The sequence below is a fragment of the Xenorhabdus sp. NBAII XenSa04 genome, from assembly GCF_963866145.1.
GTDB lineage: Bacteria > Pseudomonadota > Gammaproteobacteria > Enterobacterales > Enterobacteriaceae > Xenorhabdus > Xenorhabdus indica.
On the sequence record NZ_CAWMEB010000398.1, the window covers coordinates 41,884 to 60,187 of the forward strand.

General features: G+C 41.6%; 14 protein-coding genes. 7 read left to right on the forward strand and 7 right to left on the reverse strand.

What is annotated here, in order from left to right:
* Window positions 1-22 precede the first annotated feature (22 nt).
* Window positions 23-2,731, forward strand: coding sequence for a preprotein translocase subunit SecA (gene secA / locus AAC147_RS13145; protein ID WP_047681786.1), 2,709 nt, complete (start codon window positions 23-25; stop codon window positions 2,729-2,731).
* 64 nt (window positions 2,732-2,795) lie between these two features.
* On the opposite strand, the gene AAC147_RS13150 is transcribed toward secA, so the two are convergent.
* Window positions 2,796-4,385, reverse strand: a complete 1,590-nt coding sequence (locus tag AAC147_RS13150; protein ID WP_047681789.1) for an ATP-binding cassette domain-containing protein — start codon at window positions 4,383-4,385, stop codon at window positions 2,796-2,798.
* A gap of 340 nt (window positions 4,386-4,725) precedes the next feature.
* Here AAC147_RS13150 and mutT point away from each other — a divergent pair, with 340 nt between their 5' ends.
* Complete coding sequence (mutT, locus tag AAC147_RS13155; RefSeq protein ID WP_047681791.1) at window positions 4,726-5,121, forward strand: 8-oxo-dGTP diphosphatase MutT; 396 nt, start codon at window positions 4,726-4,728, stop codon at window positions 5,119-5,121.
* A gap of 125 nt (window positions 5,122-5,246) precedes the next feature.
* Here mutT and yacG read toward each other — a convergent pair whose 3' ends face one another.
* The 6 genes from yacG to ppdD form a co-directional block, all read right to left on the reverse strand.
* Complete coding sequence (gene yacG, locus AAC147_RS13160; protein WP_047681794.1) at window positions 5,247-5,432, reverse strand: DNA gyrase inhibitor YacG; 186 nt, start codon at window positions 5,430-5,432, stop codon at window positions 5,247-5,249.
* A gap of 33 nt (window positions 5,433-5,465) precedes the next feature.
* Window positions 5,466-6,224, reverse strand: coding sequence for a cell division protein ZapD (gene zapD, locus AAC147_RS13165; protein ID WP_047681797.1), 759 nt, complete (start codon window positions 6,222-6,224; stop codon window positions 5,466-5,468).
* The gene (gene coaE, locus AAC147_RS13170; RefSeq protein WP_047681799.1) at window positions 6,217-6,840 is read right to left on the reverse strand and encodes a dephospho-CoA kinase; all 624 of its coding nucleotides are present in this window, start codon (window positions 6,838-6,840) and stop codon (window positions 6,217-6,219) included. The genes zapD and coaE overlap by 8 nt, the downstream gene beginning before the upstream one ends.
* A 135-nt stretch (window positions 6,841-6,975) precedes the next feature.
* A complete protein-coding gene (gene hofC, locus AAC147_RS13175; RefSeq protein ID WP_047681802.1) occupies window positions 6,976-8,175 on the reverse strand; it encodes a protein transport protein HofC in 1,200 nt (399 codons plus the stop codon).
* Entirely contained in the window at window positions 8,172-9,713 is a 1,542-nt protein-coding gene (gspE, locus tag AAC147_RS13180) for a type II secretion system protein GspE (protein ID WP_047681805.1), read from the reverse strand. Before gspE ends, hofC begins: the two co-directional genes overlap by 4 nt.
* A 131-nt stretch (window positions 9,714-9,844) precedes the next feature.
* Window positions 9,845-10,267 (reverse strand): prepilin peptidase-dependent pilin, encoded by a 423-nt coding sequence (ppdD, locus tag AAC147_RS13185; RefSeq protein ID WP_047681807.1) that lies wholly within the window; start codon window positions 10,265-10,267, stop codon window positions 9,845-9,847.
* A 340-nt stretch (window positions 10,268-10,607) separates the two neighbouring features.
* Here ppdD and ampD point away from each other — a divergent pair, with 340 nt between their 5' ends.
* The 5 genes from ampD (at window position 10,608) to aceF (ending at window position 18,298) form a co-directional block, all read left to right on the forward strand.
* Complete coding sequence (gene ampD, locus AAC147_RS13190) at window positions 10,608-11,159, forward strand: 1,6-anhydro-N-acetylmuramyl-L-alanine amidase AmpD (protein ID WP_047681809.1); 552 nt, start codon at window positions 10,608-10,610, stop codon at window positions 11,157-11,159.
* Complete coding sequence (ampE, locus tag AAC147_RS13195) at window positions 11,156-12,010, forward strand: beta-lactamase regulator AmpE (protein ID WP_047681812.1); 855 nt, start codon at window positions 11,156-11,158, stop codon at window positions 12,008-12,010. The genes ampD and ampE overlap by 4 nt, the downstream gene beginning before the upstream one ends.
* A gap of 1,051 nt (window positions 12,011-13,061) precedes the next feature.
* Entirely contained in the window at window positions 13,062-13,826 is a 765-nt protein-coding gene (pdhR, locus tag AAC147_RS13200) for a pyruvate dehydrogenase complex transcriptional repressor PdhR (protein ID WP_047681814.1), read from the forward strand.
* Between the two features lie 241 nt (window positions 13,827-14,067).
* Window positions 14,068-16,731 carry a pyruvate dehydrogenase (acetyl-transferring), homodimeric type gene (aceE, locus tag AAC147_RS13205; RefSeq protein WP_047681817.1) on the forward strand — a complete coding sequence of 888 codons (2,664 nt, stop codon included), beginning with the start codon at window positions 14,068-14,070 and terminating at the stop codon, window positions 16,729-16,731.
* A 13-nt stretch (window positions 16,732-16,744) separates the two neighbouring features.
* Complete coding sequence (gene aceF, locus AAC147_RS13210) at window positions 16,745-18,298, forward strand: pyruvate dehydrogenase complex dihydrolipoyllysine-residue acetyltransferase (RefSeq protein WP_047681820.1); 1,554 nt, start codon at window positions 16,745-16,747, stop codon at window positions 18,296-18,298.
* Window positions 18,299-18,304: the final 6 nt, after the last annotated feature.

Consider the following 18,304-nt stretch of genomic DNA (forward strand, 5'->3'; position numbering starts at 1 on the left):
CCTTATCTGAGATGTATTAATTATGTTGATTAAATTACTTACTAAGATTTTTGGTAGCCGTAATGACCGTACTCTGCGCCGTTTGCGTAAAATGGTTGATGTTATTAATCGTATGGAGCCTGATTTCGAAAAGCTGTCAGATGAAGAGCTGAAAGCAAAAACTGATCAATTCCGTGCCCGGCTCAAAGAGGGAGAATCACTGGATAAGATCCTGCCGGAAGCTTTTGCTACGGTTCGTGAAGCCAGTAAGCGTGTATTTGGTATGCGTCACTTTGATGTGCAATTGTTGGGCGGTATGGTACTCAATGAGCGCTGTATTGCAGAGATGCGGACCGGTGAAGGTAAAACTCTGACAGCAACGCTGCCGGCTTATCTGAATGCGTTGAGTGGACGTGGTGTTCATGTTGTTACCGTGAACGACTATCTGGCGCAACGTGATGCTGAAAATAACCGACCGTTGTTTGAATTTTTGGGTCTGAGTGTTGGCATCAATTTGCCGGGTATGCCGGCTCCGGCTAAACGTGCAGCCTATGCGGCAGATATTACTTATGGCACCAATAACGAATATGGTTTTGACTATCTGCGCGATAACATGGCATTTAGCCCGGAAGAGCGGGTACAACGTAAACTGCATTATGCTTTAGTGGATGAGGTTGATTCCATCCTAATTGATGAAGCCCGTACTCCATTGATTATTTCCGGGCCAGCGGAAGACAGTTCTGAACTCTACATCAAAGTAGATAAGCTGATCCCTAAATTAGTTCGTCAGGAAAAAGAGGATTCGGATACCTTTCAGGGAGAAGGGCATTTCTCTGTTGATGAAAAAACACGTCAGGTTAACCTTACCGAGCGAGGTCTGGTTCTGATTGAAGAACTTTTGGTGAATGCTAAGTTGATGGATGAAGGTGAGTCTTTATATTCACCGACCAATATTATGCTGATGCACCATGTTACGGCTGCATTGCGTGCCCATGCTCTGTTTACCCGTGACGTGGACTATATCGTCAAAGACGGTGAAGTCATCATTGTTGATGAACATACTGGGCGTACTATGCAAGGACGCCGTTGGTCTGATGGTCTGCATCAGGCAGTGGAAGCCAAAGAGCATGTTGAAATTCAGAATGAAAACCAAACGCTGGCTTCCATTACTTTCCAGAATTACTTCCGTCTGTATGAAAAATTGGCAGGTATGACAGGTACTGCTGATACTGAAGCCTTTGAATTCAGTTCTATTTACAAATTGGATACTATTGTTGTACCGACAAATCGTCCGATGATCCGCCAGGATTTGCCTGATTTGGTTTACATGACTGAGGCGGAAAAAATTGATGCGATCATTGAAGATATCAAGGAGCGTACAAATAACGGTCAGCCGATATTGGTGGGGACTATCTCAATTGAGAAATCAGAACTGGTTTCCAACGCACTGACAAAAGCAGGTATTGAGCATAACGTTTTGAATGCGAAGTTCCATGCAATGGAAGCAGATATTATTGCACAGGCCGGACAAGCAGGTACTGTAACTATCGCAACTAACATGGCAGGACGTGGTACAGATATCATGCTGGGGGGAAGCTGGCAAGCAGAGGTTGCTAAGCTGGAAGAACCTACGGAAGAAAAAATTGAACAAATCAAAGCAGCATGGCAAGAGCGTCATGATGCAGTACTGGCAGCAGGTGGTTTGCATATTATTGGTACAGAGCGCCATGAATCACGTCGTATTGATAATCAGTTGCGTGGACGTGCTGGACGGCAGGGGGATGCGGGTTCTTCACGCTTTTACCTGTCAATGGAAGACTCTCTGATGCGTATTTTTGCTTCTGAACGTGTTACAGGAATGATGCGCAAATTGGGTATGCAGCCAGGTGAAGCCATTGAACATCCGTGGGTGACCAAAGCCATTGCAAATGCTCAGCGTAAAGTCGAAAGCCGTAACTTCGATATCCGTAAGCAATTGTTAGAATATGATGATGTTGCCAATGATCAACGTCGCGCGATTTATGCACAACGTAACGATCTGCTCGATGTGAGCGATGTCAGTGAAACTATTTCCAGCATCCGTGAAGATGTCTTCAAAGTCACTATTGATGCTTATATTCCACCTCAATCTCTGGAAGAGATGTGGGATGTGGCTGGCTTACAGGAACGTTTGGTCAACGACTTTGATTTGGCTCTGCCTATTAAAGAGTGGTTGGATAAAGAACCAGAGCTGCATGAAGAAACGTTGCGTGAGCGTATTCTTGAGCAGGCAATTGAAGTTTACAAACAGAAAGAAGAAATTGTCGGCACAGAAATGATGCGTAATTTTGAAAAAGGCATCATGTTGCAAACACTGGATACATTGTGGAAAGAGCACCTGGCTGCGATGGATTATCTGCGTCAAGGGATTCACCTACGTGGTTATGCACAGAAAGATCCAAAACAGGAGTATAAGCGCGAATCTTTCGCTATGTTTGCCAACATGCTGGAATCACTGAAATACGAAGTGATCAGCACCTTGAGCAAAGTTCAGGTCAGAATGCCAGAAGAAGTGGAAGCACTTGAGCAGCAGCGTCGTGCGGAAGCAGAACGTCTGGCAAGACAACAGCATTTAAGCCATGAAATTGAGCAAGGTGCTTTGATGTCAGAAGCCGAAGCACAAATGGCAAGCGGTGTCCGTAAAGTTGGACGAAATGATCCTTGTCCATGTGGTTCAGGTAAAAAATATAAACATTGTCACGGTCGTTTATAATTAAAATTAGTCATAAACAGCCAGCGATATTTCATCGCTGGCTACTTTGCTCAACTTTAAGAACTTATTTCCCCAGTATCAATTCTTGCATATTGCCAACAGCCTTAAGAAATTGGTCGTCATGGGAAATCAATATCATGGCACCAGTATAATCATGCAATGCTTGTTGAAGTAATTCTCGTGACTCAATATCCAGATGATTATCCGGCTCATCCAACAGCAGCAAGGCTGGTGCGGAAGGCCCACAAAATAGGCAAGCAAGAGCTACCTTAAGTTGTTCACCTCCGCTCAGATAACTGACAGGTTTTAATGCTTCTTCTCCACGCATACGTAGTTGTGCCAGCCGAGTACGGTAACGATCTTCAGTCCAGCCTGGTGACTGTAATTGAAAGTTATACAGAGCTGACTGTGTCTTATCCAGAAATGAAAAGTGCTGATCCATCAGATTATGTGAAGAAGTTACTCGGCAGATACCTTTTCTTGGTGCTAATAGCCCTGCCATTACCTTTAATAAGGTAGATTTTCCGCTACCATTTTTGCCAGTAATAGCGAGACGATCACCATTATTTATGGTTAAACTAATAGAGGAGTCGGAACCAAAGGGCAAAATGACATCTTGTAAATAAAGCAACGGAGAAGTTGCTGCTTGTGGTATTGCAACAGCGATTGACAGTGGATCGATAATTTCCAGTTTTGTACTGGCTTCAGCGGCTAATGAAGAGCTGCGTTGCAATCTCTCTTCATTCTGTTTTGCTATCCGTGATAACGTGACTTCTGAGCGTCCAAGTGAATAATCAAGAAGGAGTTTAGCTTGGTTGGCATTTTCCCTACGCTGCTTACCCTGACTTTGCCTTTTATCAGTTTTTTCCCGATCTCTTTGCTTATCGCGCAAAGCTTGCTTGAGGTTTTTTCTGGTCTGGTCAACATCACGTTGTATACCCAACCGGAGCTGTTTTTTACTCTCCTGCCATGTTTCCCAACCACCAGTACTACGGGATAATCCTAACCCACTGAGTTCATAAACAACTGACACATGCTGTAATAGTTTAGTGTCATGTGTCACCAGCAAAATACCGCCATTGAATGTTGTTAGCCACTGAGCTAACCAAAGGCGTCCTTGTCGATCAAGATGGTTACTTGGTTCATCCAGGATCATAAAACCCGCTCCTCGTCTTTTAAGTGCCAACAATCGAAGACGAGTTTGTTCTCCTCCACTCAGTGAATCGAAGGGCTGGTTTAATATCTCCGGGGCCAGCTCACCTTCTGCCAATAAGGATTCGATTTGAAATTGCCAATCCCAATTTCCCTCCATAATGTCAAAATCAACCGTTTCACCAGCGCCAGCGAGGATGCGCTCATTGGCATTTATAATATTAGTCAGTCCGAGCATATCTCCAACGTTGCCGGTAAAAGCAGACAGGCCTTGTGACAAATAACCGACATCACAAAAATGTTTTACATTTCCTTCTGAAGGCGAGACTTGTTGTGCCAATATTGATGCTAACCAAGATTTGCCAATACCGTTACGGCCCACTAAAGCGTGTTGTTCTGTATGCAAAAAAATATCAATATTAGAAAATAATGGATTGATTTCACCAGAAAATTGATAGGTTATTTGCCTTGCTTCGATTAATGGTTGATCTTCATATTGCATGAATGATTTTTCCTCAATCTTTAAGATGTAAAATGCTTATTTTTAATTATTGGGCAGAGCCTTATTTGCAATTTTTTCTGTTCATTTCCCAAGTTACCTCACAGTTATATTTTATTATTATTGTATTTAAATCAAATAATTACCTATGGTTGTGTAGTGGTTACCACTATGATGTAATTCGAAATCTGTTGAGTATCTGTATACATAATACTCTCTTATCTGTGGAAGGTTTGGTAAAAAGAGATAAGAAGTGACTTAGATCTCGTGATATTAATCCTGTGTTTTTCCCGTAAGGCTGTTTTATTATGGTCTGCAAGAAAGACTATTCTGGAAAAGTATTATGGAAAAAAAATATCTGCATATTGCGGCAGGAATTATTAAAAATAGCAATGATGAAATTTTTATCACCCAACGCCGTGCTGATTCACACATGGGGGGATTTTGGGAATTTCCGGGAGGGAAGCTCGAACAGGGAGAAACACCAGAACAGGCTTTGATCAGGGAATTAAAAGAGGAAGTTGGTATCACGGTAACTCATTGTGAATTGTTGGAAACTATCATACATGAATTCTCGGACAGAAATATTACCCTTTACTTTTATTTGGTTGACCAATGGAAGAATGAGCCGTTTGGTAAAGAGGGACAGCCTTATCGTTGGATCCCGCAAGCTGAATTAATTGCTGATGAATTTCCACCAGCAAACCGCAGTATCGTCAATCTATTAACTAAAGGTTGAACTAATTGAAACAGATATCGCGGTAGTGCCAGATGATTCGATACTACCGTGATATGTTTTAGCGAAAAGCACCGTACACTTTCGCCCAATGCAGGCGGAAATATAAGATGTGATTACTAATCAGGTTATTCACTCCAGTCATCATTTTCTGTACTGTCGCCCTGACTGGGGATTTTCTTTTCTTCATTCGCCCATTCGCCCAAGTCAATTAACTGGCAACGTTTACTGCAAAATGGGCGATGAGGACTGATTTCACCCCATATTATTGTCTTGCCGCATGTCGGGCATGCGACAGTCAATACTTCAGACATTTTAGTTCTCTCCTGCTTAGTTTGATGATTATATTAACAGCAGGCCAATTCAAATGACAAATGCGTAGGCACAGTACCGTTTTCACTATCCATTGGTAAGAAACGGATAGCAAAACGGGTTTTGTGGCCGGAGATTTGTGGATAAATCAGTGAGTTCAGCACAATATCTAATTTTAATCTCAATAGATCTGCCTCATCGGCGTTTCCCTGATAGAAACCGTTATGACTGATTTGCGCAGAGAACATCGTTGAGTGGCGTATCAGCCCTAGAATACTTTCTAATGCTTGTTTTAATGGTAACAAACTGTCTAGCCAGGATTTAACTGTTTCATCCCGGATAGATTGTGGTAGATGTAGCCACAGATGTAATGTCGGTAAGTCAAAACTGCAACATCCTCCAGGGATGCTGAGCCGTTGACGCACCATGCTGATAATACGATCTTCTTTAATTTGTTGGCTAAGGCGCGGAGCATGATGTAATGCGAGGCTCCGTTCTTTTAGTTGCTCTATCAGTTTGTGAATCATAGGAGTGTCCACATTAGGTGCACTGAGCCATTGTTTTAATTTTATTTGTTGGCGATCCAGTTCCTTTAATAATTCAGAGCGCACTTCACCACGTTCCAATATCTCAATTAATTCAGCAATCGTACGAAAAAACGCGAGACTGTTTGCTTGTGAATCCAGATAACGCTGTTTTTCTAGTTGTTGTAGTGAAGACTCAATCCTCAACCATGAACGCATTTTCTCATTTAGTGGGTGTTCAAAAATAATAGCGGAGGTTTCATCATTCATTACGTTCTTCCTGTCTAACTAATTCTGCTTGTTTCAAATATTTTTGATGTAATTCGATTATACGTGCAGTGAGATCTTGCTTTTTTTGATCGTTAAGTATGACATCATCTGCCTTTTCCAGCCGTTCTTGACGACTGGCTTGCGCAGCCAGAATATTTTCAACTTGTTCACGGCTGATGCCATCACGTGTAATTGTCCGGCTGATTTGTATCTCAGGAGGAACATCAACAACCAGGATACGGTCAGCCAAGTGTGTTAAGTTGTTTTCTATTAACAGAGGAACAACCCAAATAACATAAGGATAACTGACCTGATTTAATTGCTGTTGTGTTTCTGCATGTATTAGTGGATGAAGAAGTGAGTTGAGCCATTGTTTCTCTTCTGGTGCTGAAAAAATCTTCTGACGTAGCGCGGTGCGGTTTAAACTGCCATCTGGTAATAAGATGTCGGAGCCAAAGTATTCTGAAATTGCTTGTAATGCGGGAGAACCAAGAGTAACAACCTCTCTGGCAATAATATCTGCATCAACAAGCGGGACACCAAGGGATGAAAATACATTAGAGATAGTCGTCTTACCGCTACCAATTCCACCTGTGAGTGCAACAATATAATTCATTCTATCCCTTAAAAGATTTCTGATAGCATATGCAAATTGTAACTCAAGGGATGCACATGAGCTATAAACAAACATGTATAATTCCAGTTTTTACACCCCTTGAGAAAAAATAATGAAAACATGCAAATTAAGCTGTTACGCCAAAATAGTACCTAATTGAAAGATAGGCAAGTACATGGCGAGTAGTAGCAAGCCAACAATCACTGCCATAATCAGCATTAATACTGGTTCAAGTAATTGCACTAATTTATCAGCATAGTTGATAAATTGTTCTTGATACCATAACGCTAGATTACCCAAAAATATGTCAAGTTCACCTGATTCTTCACCAATTATGACAAATTGTTTACATAATGGCGGAAAACAGTCTTCTCTTTTCAAGGCACTACTCATTGGTATCCCTTGCTGAATCTGTCGGTGAAGGCTTTTTATCCCCGCTATAAATAAAGGATGGTGTGTTGCATTCAGTGTACATTCCAGACCGCGGGTTAAGGTCAAACCTGCTTTCTGTGTCATAAACAGAATATGGAATATTTGGCTGGTGTGCTGGTAGATTATGAGTTTTCTGAAAAGAGGCAGCTTAAGAAGAAGCATTTTTTCCTTTGAATGCAACATAGGGAATCGAAAACGTAACCAGGAATAGAGGATTACCAATATTAATATCGTTGTTAAAAGTGGTATACCCCGGTTAGTCAGAAAGTCAGAGGTTGACAAAACTCCTTGTGTTAATAATGGCAGTGAGGCATCAAATGCAGAATATACCTGTTTGAATTCGGGCAGGACGACAATTAACATTAACAAAATGACAAGTACTGTGATAAAGGCGACTATCAAAGGATAGCGATACGCTTTTTGGATCTTTTTATGCAGTATATTTTGTTGTTCTAATCTATGAATGAGTAGTTGGCAGCAAGTTTCGAGTTGGCCGGTTTGCTCCCCTACTGCGATAATTTGGCAAAATAAGCGAGAAAATAATCGGGGATAGTGTTGCAACGCGGTGGAAAATGATTCTCCTTGGCTGATTTTTTGAATAAGATCTGTCAATACACATCGCCAAATGATGTTCTTGCATTCTTGTAATAGGATAGTCAGCCCCTGCAATAAAGGGATACCTGATGTCAGTAATGTATTTAGTTGATGGATGAAATGCAGACGATAAGTAATTTCCTTTTCGCTGTAATAAATAAATTTTTTACATTTTATCGTATAAGGTTGCAAATCAAGTTGGCTCAAGTACTGGAAAATAGAGTGTCTATTTCGGCCAATACTTTCTCCTCTTATAATATTTCCTTTTTTATTAATCGCTTGCCATTGATAAATATATTCCATTTTCATTCTGTACTCTCTGCCTTGATCTCTATTGGATATGTCTCTTGTCCTGTAATTTGATAAATCTCTTCCAGTGTCGTTGTCCCCTGTTCTACTAACTCCAATCCAGCAGAGAAAAGAGTTGCTTGCTGTTGTCGGACGGGCAAACAAGGAAATTTGTCAGAAAATTGTTCTGATAAAGTTTGCTGGAGTTCAGGCTTGATTTCGAGAAATTCATAGATGGCTGTCCTGCCATAATAACCAGAAAAACAGTGTTCACAGCCGACTGCCACCCATTGCTGCACAGTAATTTGTTGTTTTATTTCTCTGTTTTCAAAATGTATGATCGTAGGTTCTTCCGTTTTTTGCCGGCAATGGGGACAAAGTTTGCGAACTAACCGTTGGGCAATAATTAATTTTACACATGATGCAGTGGTATAGCCTGAAACCCCAAGATTTTGCAAGCGAGATAGTGTGTCTATTGTGGAATTCGTATGCAGAGTGGATAAAACCAAATGGCCTGTTTGAGCGGCTTTCATTGATATTTCAGCCGTTTCGTTATCACGAATTTCACCAACCATGATGATATCGGGATCTTGCCGCAATAATGCCCGTAAGACTTTAGCGAAATCGAGTCCAATTTTGTTATTTACCTGTGTTTGATTGATGCCCGTTAAAGGAATTTCTACCGGATCTTCAACACTACAGATATTCTTCTTCGCTTGATTTAAATATTTCAGGCAACTATACAATGTGACAGTTTTACCGCTTCCTGTCGGACCTGTGACCACAATCATTCCCTGTGGTACACGAAGTTTCTGCTTTAAAAGCTGTAAATGGGACTCAGATAGACCGAGTTGTTCCAATGATAATTGGTGTATGGTGTTTAAAATTCGCAGAACAATTTTTTCTCCATACAATGTTGGTAATGTAGATATGCGTATTGCATAACTGGTTTTGTGATCATTCCAGTCAAATTGCCCGTCTTGCGGTTGGCGCTTTTCAGCAATATTAAGTTTTGCCATGATTTTTAAGCGAGCAGGAATACCCGCATTCATTTGAGAAGAGGGTGATGACATAGAATGCAGCACACCATCAACTCGAATACGTATCCGATAGTTGTATTGAGAAGGTTCAAAATGAATATCTGATGCTCTTTTTTGTATAGAGATTGAGATTGTCTGATTAATTAACTGAATGACGGGAGTATCAATATCTTCGGTATAGCTGTCATTGAATTGTGTATCATTGTGATTATTGTTTGGAGTACTTAATTTTTCTCTTCGGTAAGTTTTTGTTTCATCGTTTTCAGCACAGTAACTTTCTGTACAAGGTATAAATGGTCCTTCTTGTGTCAACATAGATTCAATTTTAGCTTTTGGCCAAATATCAAAATCAATTATTGCACCAGAAATAAAACGTAGTGAAGCAATGAACTCTTCGTTAGGGGATTGGCTACAGGCAATAGTTATAGTATAAGCATCCCTTTTTATAATAATTGCCTGATGTTTTTGGCAGAGTTCTTTGATTTTTCTTTCAATTAAAATATTTTCCGTATTTTTCATTTATTATATTCCTTTGCTATTTAAATGGCTTAATGATTTTTGTCCAAATAGTATTTTGGAAAGATATTATTTTTTATAAAAATGAATTTTTATATTTTTCAATTATTAACTAATGATTAAATTAATGACTGTTAAAATTTCAGTGTTTCTTGACATTTTGTTTTTAATGATTCATTTTCGGCATTACATGTCGTTTGCCAATGTGTAATACCTGTTTTAATATCCTGAATCGGTTTTAAGATGGCATTAAGGCCATTGAGATTTTGTTTACCAACGATAGCTATTTCTCCCATTTTTACAGTTATAGTACTGATATAACGGCTATTGTGACCAGATGGAATGGATGTATGGCCAGTGTTGCACTCTTTGTAGCTTTCTGTTTCAAAACGGCAAATTTCAACTCCAGACTTATAAGGTATAATAGCCTGGAGTACATCGGTTAATGCTGCCTTTTGAATATAGCCTTGATAACTGGGAATACCAATTGCACCAAGGATAGATACAATTGCCATCACAACCATGACTTCCATTAATGTAAATCCTTGCTGATTCATATTATCTCCTTTTTATTTTCTTCTTTTATGTGTTTTTCTGCATATCCCACCATATTTTTTTCAGAGCTATGCATGATTTTTAATATGAGTTGGTGCTAATAAGGATGGAGATATTTTAAAAAAAGAAAATGATGTTAGTGAATTTTGTGGAAATGGCTCGAAAAGATAACTATTGATTACATTTTTTACTGGAAAATTTTCGAGCTTGCTCGCAAATGAAAGTAAGAGCGAAAAAATCTCTCGATTGAAAATGCTAACATACTAATCTGTTACACTTTGAGCAGTTGTCTTCCAATGTTGTGGAAAAATTAGCGATGAAACAGTTCGATGGAGTAAGAGAATGAAGTTAAATGAAGGGTGGATTGATGCTGCCAGAAAAGTGACTTCTCCACATTATGATTTGCGCCCGGAAGGGGAAATCCCATCATTACTTGTCATTCATAATATTAGCTTACCACCCGGTAAGTTCGGTGGGCCGTATATTGATCAGTTATTTATGGGAACGTTGGATCCCAATGAAGATCCTTTCTTTGAAGAGATAAAAAGACTGCATGTTTCTGCTCACTGTTTGATCCGTCGAGATGGTGAAGTTGTACAGTATGTTCCATTCGATAAAAGGGCTTGGCATGCGGGTGTTTCCTGTTATTGTGATCGTGAAACGTGTAATGATTTTTCAATAGGTATTGAGTTGGAAGGGACGGATTACGAACCATTCACTGAAATCCAGTATTTTAAGTTGGTGGAAGTCACTCAGCTACTTATCAAACAATACCCTGATATTCGTAACAATATTACAGGGCATAGTGAAATCGCACCGGGTAGAAAAACCGACCCAGGGCCTTATTTTTATTGGGAACATTATCGGCAATTATTGAAGGAGCGAGTTGGATGACCCTCTTTATCCTATTGTTAATACTGGCATGGGAGCGCATTTTTAAGATGGGAGACCATTGGCAGTTGGAACACTATCTGGCCCCTTTTTTTGCCAGAGTAAAATTATATTCACTGTGGGCAAGCTTAGGGATGACCCTTGTGGTTATTTTTTTGATCTGGAAGCTCATTGGGGTTCTGAGTACAGTGGTTTTTGGTATGCCGGCAATTTTATTGAGCATCATGATTAGTTTGTTATGTGTTGGTGCGGGTTCTTTGCGTCATAGCTATCGTGAATATCTCCGAGCTGTGCGTATTGATGATTCAGATCAGCAAAATATCCATCTTACCCATTTGACAATGGGACAAGGAATTCCATCGAATATAACAAAAGATGAACGATTGCGTGAAATACAGAACGCATTAATCTGGATCAATTTCCGTTACTACCTTGCTCCAATTTTCTGGTTAGTCGTGATGGGGGAATTTGGCCCGGCAATTTTGATGGGTTATGGTTTTTTAAGAGCATATCAAGGATGGTTAGCAAGATATGGGACTACTGTACAACGTGCTCAATCAGGTGTTGATGCGTTATTAAATTGTCTGGATTGGATCCCTGCACGTTTGGCTGGTATCGCTTATGCTCTGTTGGGACATGGTGAAAAGGCATTACCTGCCTGGATTGCATCACTCAGCGACTTGCGGACATCCCAATATAAAGTGGTCAGTCAATTGGCTCAATTTGCATTGAGTAAGGAACCTCATCTGGATCTTTTGGAGACTCCCCTGGCAGCAGTAAAAATCGCGAAAAAAGCGACATTTACGATTGTGATCATTGTTGCCTTGTTGACGATTTATGGGACGTTAGCCTAGTTGAGAACAGTCACTTTGGGGCAACATAAAAAAATCCCGCCGGTGTCAGGTTTGACATATATGGCGGGAATTGCATGAAAAAGAGCTTTATACCGTCCATCTTTCAGGTTGCTTCTTTGATGGCTGTGAGTATTCACTTGCTACAGTGATGCAACTTGAAATCTATTGGTACATATCAATTAGCCTGAACCTCTTCATCCTTAATAGTTTTCCATCCTGAAAAGTTGGAATATTCCCTGAGTTGGCACTTAGTGTGACCATTTGAAGAAAATATCCATAACATTCTTGTTATTCCTGAGGGGGAGAGTATTGCGTTCAATGTGTCTTGCTGTTTTTTCTAACCACTCATTTGCCACTGCTGTGTAACTGACACTTCTATGTAACTTGATTCTTGAATATGTAGCTCACAATCTATCTATCCAGCATATTGGTAGCTCACAATCTATCTATCTATCCAGCATATTGATTGTGTATATAGAATATACAGTAGTAATTTTTCAGTTATGCTTAGAGATTAGACATTAGGAGTTTTACCGATAACATGCTCTTGTTGCTTTTATATTAAAGCATTATATCCATTTTCTCTTTACACCATGTGTTACAAACTAATAATAATGTATAAATTTAAATAATAAATAAACAAATGAATTGATATACTAAATGAATTATAATAATGGATAATGAATTCGTATTATGCTCTTAAATGCTTACTTATTTTATTGTCTGAAAGTCCCGTTTAGTTATAATTTTCTGATAAAAATTAAAATAATTTGTTAAAATTTGCAGGTTTTTATGATTTAGCCCAAGGTCTTTATAGACAGCTAGTGAATACTTTGTTACTTTATGGCCTGTATTTTAAATTGGTATTACCAATTGACTAAATCCCGACTAAATGAAGTCAGTTGAATGAGGTTGATTGTCTAAAAGTTCGTCTGAATACCCTGTCAAACAGGGGATAGGGATATAGTTGAAGTAATTAATTCACATAAAACTAATTCACATAAAAATAGTTCGAAAGTAACGTTTACTTACTGAATGGCTTACAGCAGATATGGCTTATAGCAAAATTCGCCAACCAAAGTTATCAGATGTGATTGAGCAACGTCTTGAACACCTCATTCTCGAAGGCTCATTACGTCCTGGAGAAAAGCTGCCGCCTGAGCGTGAACTGGCGAAGCAGTTCGAAGTATCACGCCCTTCATTGCGCGAAGCCATTCAAAAACTGGAAGCTAAAGGCTTTCTTTTCCGTCGTCAGGGGGGAGGAACGTTTGTACAGAATAATCTCTGGCAAAGTTTCAGTGATCCACTCGCCCAACTTATTGCAGAGAATCAAGAATCACAATTTGATCTCCTGGAAGCACGCCATGCACTGGAAGGTATTGCGGCTTATTACGCTGCTCTCAGGGGAACGGATGAAGATTTTAAACGTATTGAGAAAAAACACCTCGCTATTCAAGAAGCCCAACAATGCGGGGATATCAATGCGGAATCAGATGCTGTCTTGCAATATCAACTTGTTGTCACAGAAGCAGCCCATAATGTGGTATTGCTGCATTTATTGCGTTGTATGATCCCGATGCTGGAACAGAATATCCGGCGTAATTTCGAATTCATTTATACCCGCAAAGAAATGTTGGCAGCAGTAAGTAGCCACAGGGCAGAGATTTATCACGCAATAATGGCGAGAGAACCGGAAAAAGCGCGTGAAGCTTCGCATCGCCATTTGTCTTTTATAGAAGAAGTTTTATTGGATATGACTCGTGAGCATACTCGTCGTGAGCGCTCACTAAGACGGTTCCAACAACATCAGGACTAAGAGCCTATCCCCCGGGGCGTCATGGATTAATACAACTCCCAAATGGGATAGATTCTAAACTTGACTGTACAGATCCTGGCTGCTGCGTCTGTACAGTTGTTAGCTCTTTATTTAAGGGGTTTAGCGGCAACATATAGCAGGGCCTATCTTCCGGTCATGACTGACTGAATGTCAAAGGGTATGACCAGAAGATAGGCTCCAAAACAACCATTAGAAATAGATAACAGATAAGGAACACACCATGTCAGATATTTTGAAAAATGACGTGGATCCGATCGAAACTCGCGATTGGTTACAGGCGATCGAATCGGTCATCCGTGAAGAAGGTGTTGAACGCGCTCAATTCTTGATTGATCAGGTTTTGAACGAAGCACGTAAAGGTGGCGTTAATGTTGCGGCTGGTGCTGCAACCCGTGATTACATCAACACTATTCCGGTTGAGGATGAGCCGGCTTACCCTGGTAATCTGGATTTGGAGCGCCGCATTCGTTCTGCTATTCGCTGGAATGCAATCATGACTGTTCTGCGTGCATCCAAGAAAGATCTGGAGCTGGGTGGTCATATGGCTTCATTCCAGTCTTCCGCTACTGTTTATGAAGTTTGTTTTAACCATTTCTTCCGTGCTCGTAATGAGAATGATGGTGGCGACTTGGTTTATTTCCAGGGTCACATTTCTCCGGGCGTTTATGCACGTGCATTCCTTGAAGGTCGTTTGACAGAAGAACAGATGAACAATTTCCGTCAGGAAATTGGCGGCAATGGTCTGTCTTCTTACCCACATCCAAAATTAATGCCTGATTTCTGGCAGTTCCCAACTGTTTCAATGGGGTTGGGTCCAATTTCTGCTATCTATCAGGCTAAATTCCTGAAATATCTGGAACACCGTGGTCTGAAAGACACTTCTAAGCAAACCGTTTATGCTTTTCTGGGCGACGGTGAGATGGATGAGCCAGAATCCAAAGGTGCGATCACTATCGCAACTCGTGAAAAGCTGGACAACCTGGTCTTCATCATCAACTGTAACCTGCAACGTCTTGATGGCCCAGTAACGGGTAACGGTAAAATTGTTAATGAACTGGAAGGCATTTTCGACGGTGCTGGCTGGCAGGTACTGAAAGTCCTGTGGGGTGAGCGTTGGGATGCACTGCTGCGTAAAGATACCAGCGGCAAACTGGTTCAACTGATGAATGAAACGCTGGATGGCGACTACCAGACATTCAAGTCCAAGAATGGCGCGTATGTTCGTGAGCACTTCTTCGGCCGTTACCCAGAAACTGCGGAATTGGTCAAGGACATGACTGATGACGAAATTTGGGCTCTGAACCGTGGTGGTCATGATCCTAAGAAAGTTTTCGCTGCACTGAAAAAAGCGCAGGAAACTACAGGTAAACCAACTGTAATCTTGGCTCAAACCATCAAGGGTTACGGTATGGGGGATACCGCCGAAGGTAAAAACATTGCTCACCAGGTTAAGAAAATGAACATGGAAGGTGTTCGTCAATTCCGTGATCGCTTCAATGTACCTGTATCTGATGAGCAAATTGAAAACTTGCCATACGTAACTTTCGACAAAGACTCTGAAGAATCTAAATATCTGCATGAGCGTCGTAATGCACTGGGCGGTTACCTGCCAAGCCGTCGTATTAACTTCGACGAAAAACTTGATATCCCTGCTCTGGAAGATTTCAGCTCTTTGCTGGAAGAACAATCTAAAGAAATTTCTACCACTATCGCTTTCGTTCGTGCACTGAACATCATGCTGAAGAATAAGTCGATCAAAGATCGTCTGGTTCCAATCATTGCTGATGAAGCACGTACTTTTGGTATGGAAGGTCTGTTCCGTCAGATCGGTATCTACAGTCCGAATGGTCAGCAGTATACTCCGCAAGACCGTGAGCAGGTTGCGTACTATAAAGAAGATTCTAAAGGTCAGATCCTACAGGAAGGTATCAACGAGTTGGGTGCTGCGTCATCCTGGTTGGCTGCTGCAACTTCTTACAGCACCAATAACTTGCCAATGATCCCGTTCTATATTTACTATTCCATGTTCGGATTCCAGCGTATCGGTGATCTGTGCTGGGCAGCGGGGGATCAGCAGGCTCGTGGCTTCCTGATTGGTGGTACTTCTGGCCGTACGACTCTGAACGGTGAAGGTCTACAGCACGAAGATGGTCACAGTCATATTCAGTCTCTGACTATTCCTAACTGTATCTCTTATGATCCAGCGTTCGCTTATGAAGTGGCTGTTATCATGCATGATGGTCTGGAGCGTATGTATGGTGAAAAACAAGAGAATATCTACTACTACATTACCACTCTGAACGAAAACTACCACATGCCAGCAATGCCTGAAGGTGCTGAAGAAGGTATCCGTAAAGGTATCTACAAGCTGGAAAGCATAGAAGGCGCGAAAGGTAAAGTTCAGTTGCTAGGTTCTGGTTCTATCCTGCGTCATGTTCGTGAAGCAGCTAAGATCCTGTCTGACGAGTACGGCATTGGTTCTGACGTTTACAGCGTAACTTCCTTCACTGAACTGGCTCGCGATGGTCAGGATTGTGAGCGTTGGAACATGCTGCATCCTTCAGAAGAACCACGCGTTCCTTACATAGCTCAGATCATGAACGATGCACCAGCAGTCGTTTCTACTGACTACATGAAGCTGTTTGCTGAGCAGGTTCGTAACTTCGTACCAGCAAGCGAATTCCGCGTATTGGGTACTGATGGTTTCGGTCGTTCTGACAGCCGTGAAAATCTGCGTCATCACTTTGAAGTTGATGCTTCTTACGTGGTTGTTGCAGCTCTGGGTGAATTGGCTAAACGTGGCAACGTTGATGTGAAAGTGGTTGAAGAAGCAATCAAAAAATACAACATCAACCCAGAAAAAGTTAACCCACGTCTGGCATAAGAGGTAAAGATTAATGTCTATCGAAATTAACGTACCTGATATTGGTGCAGATGAAGTTGAAGTTACTGAAATTATGGTGAAAGCTGGTGACACAGTAGAAGCAGAACAGTCACTGATCACTGTTGAAGGTGACAAGGCTTCCATGGAAGTTCCATCGCCACAGGCGGGAGTGGTTAAAGAAATCAAAGTTGCAGTTGGCGATAAGGTGGAAACCGGCAAACTGATTATGATTTTTGAAGCTGCACCCGTACAACAGGAAGCGGCTCCGGTAGCAGCGTCTCCAGTAGTGGCTGAGAGCAAAGAAGTTGCTGTACCAGATATCGGTGGTGATGAAGTTGAAGTTACTGAAATCATGGTAAAAGTTGGTGACACCATCACTGAAGAGCAGTCACTGATCACCGTTGAAGGTGACAAAGCTTCTATGGAAGTTCCGGCCCCATTTGCGGGTACAGTGAAAGAGATCAAAATCGCAGTTGGCGATAAAGTAAAAACTGACTCTCTGATCATGGTATTCGAAGTTGCCGGCGCAACACCTGCAGCAGCTCCAGCAGCGGCAGCGGCTCCGGCTCCTGCGGCAGAACCTGCGAAAGCAGCACCAGCACCAGTAGCCAGCCAGCCAGCAGAAAGCAAAAATGAGTTTGCAGAAAACGATGCTTACGTTCATGCAACTCCAGTGATTCGTCGCTTGGCTCGTGAATTTGGCGTAAATCTGGCTAAAGTGAAAGGGACTGGTCGTAAAGGCCGTATCCTGCGTGAAGATGTTCAGGCTTACGTGGAAGATGCAATCAAACGTGCAGAAGCAGCACCTGCGGGTGGTAGTCTGCCGGGTATGCTGCCTTGGCCGAAAGTTGATTTCAGCAAGTTTGGTGAAATCGAAGAAGTTGAAATGAGCCGTATCCAGAAAATCTCCGGTGCTAACCTGAGCCGTAACTGGGTAATGATCCCTCACGTTAACCTGTTTGATGAAGCGGATATCACTGAAGTTGAAGAATTCCGTAAGCAACAGAACAAAGAAGCTGAGAAGAAACAGCTTGGCGTGAAGATCACTCCGCTGGTATTCGTTATGAAAGCGGCTGCGAAAGCACTGGAAGCAATGCCTCGCTTTAACAGCTCTATCTCTGAAGATGGCCAGAAGCTGATCCTGAAAAAATACGTCAACATCGGTATCGCGGTTGATACACCTAACGGTCTGGTTGTTCCTGTATTTAAAGATGTTAATAAGAAAGGCATCGTTGAACTCTCAAGAGAACTGGCAGAAGTATCTAAGAAAGCGCGTGCTGGTAAGCTGACTGCTTCCGATATGCAGGGTGGTTGCTTCACTATCTCAAGCCTGGGGGGCATCGGTACAACCGGTTTTGCACCAATCGTGAATGCACCAGAAGTAGCCATTATGGGGCTGTCCCGTTCTTCTATGAAGCCGGTCTGGAATGGCAAGGAGTTCGTTCCTCGTCTGATTCTGCCTATGTCTCTGTCTTTCGACCACCGTGTGATCGATGGAGCAGATGGTGCTCGTTTCATCACTTACATTAATCAATTGATGAGCGATATTCGTCATCTGGTGATGTAATGCGAA

Bases quoted from the DNA above. Each gene is read 5' to 3' on its own strand.
- AAC147_RS13150 (WP_047681789.1), bottom strand. From the start codon at position 4,385: ATGCAATATGAAGATCAACCATTAATCGAAGCAAGGCAAATAACCTAT.
- pdhR (WP_047681814.1), top strand. From the start codon at position 13,062: ATGGCTTATAGCAAAATTCGCCAACCAAAGTTATCAGATGTGATTGAG.
- secA (WP_047681786.1), top strand. From the start codon at position 23: ATGTTGATTAAATTACTTACTAAGATTTTTGGTAGCCGTAATGACCGT.
- gspE (WP_047681805.1), bottom strand. From the start codon at position 9,713: ATGAAAAATACGGAAAATATTTTAATTGAAAGAAAAATCAAAGAACTC.
- yacG (WP_047681794.1), bottom strand. From the start codon at position 5,432: ATGTCTGAAGTATTGACTGTCGCATGCCCGACATGCGGCAAGACAATA.
- aceF (WP_047681820.1), top strand. From the start codon at position 16,745: ATGTCTATCGAAATTAACGTACCTGATATTGGTGCAGATGAAGTTGAA.
- mutT (WP_047681791.1), top strand. From the start codon at position 4,726: ATGGAAAAAAAATATCTGCATATTGCGGCAGGAATTATTAAAAATAGC.
- aceE (WP_047681817.1), top strand. From the start codon at position 14,068: ATGTCAGATATTTTGAAAAATGACGTGGATCCGATCGAAACTCGCGAT.
- ampE (WP_047681812.1), top strand. From the start codon at position 11,156: ATGACCCTCTTTATCCTATTGTTAATACTGGCATGGGAGCGCATTTTT.
- ampD (WP_047681809.1), top strand. From the start codon at position 10,608: ATGAAGTTAAATGAAGGGTGGATTGATGCTGCCAGAAAAGTGACTTCT.
- hofC (WP_047681802.1), bottom strand. From the start codon at position 8,175: ATGAAAATGGAATATATTTATCAATGGCAAGCGATTAATAAAAAAGGA.
- coaE (WP_047681799.1), bottom strand. From the start codon at position 6,840: ATGAATTATATTGTTGCACTCACAGGTGGAATTGGTAGCGGTAAGACG.
- ppdD (WP_047681807.1), bottom strand. From the start codon at position 10,267: ATGAATCAGCAAGGATTTACATTAATGGAAGTCATGGTTGTGATGGCA.
- zapD (WP_047681797.1), bottom strand. From the start codon at position 6,224: ATGAATGATGAAACCTCCGCTATTATTTTTGAACACCCACTAAATGAG.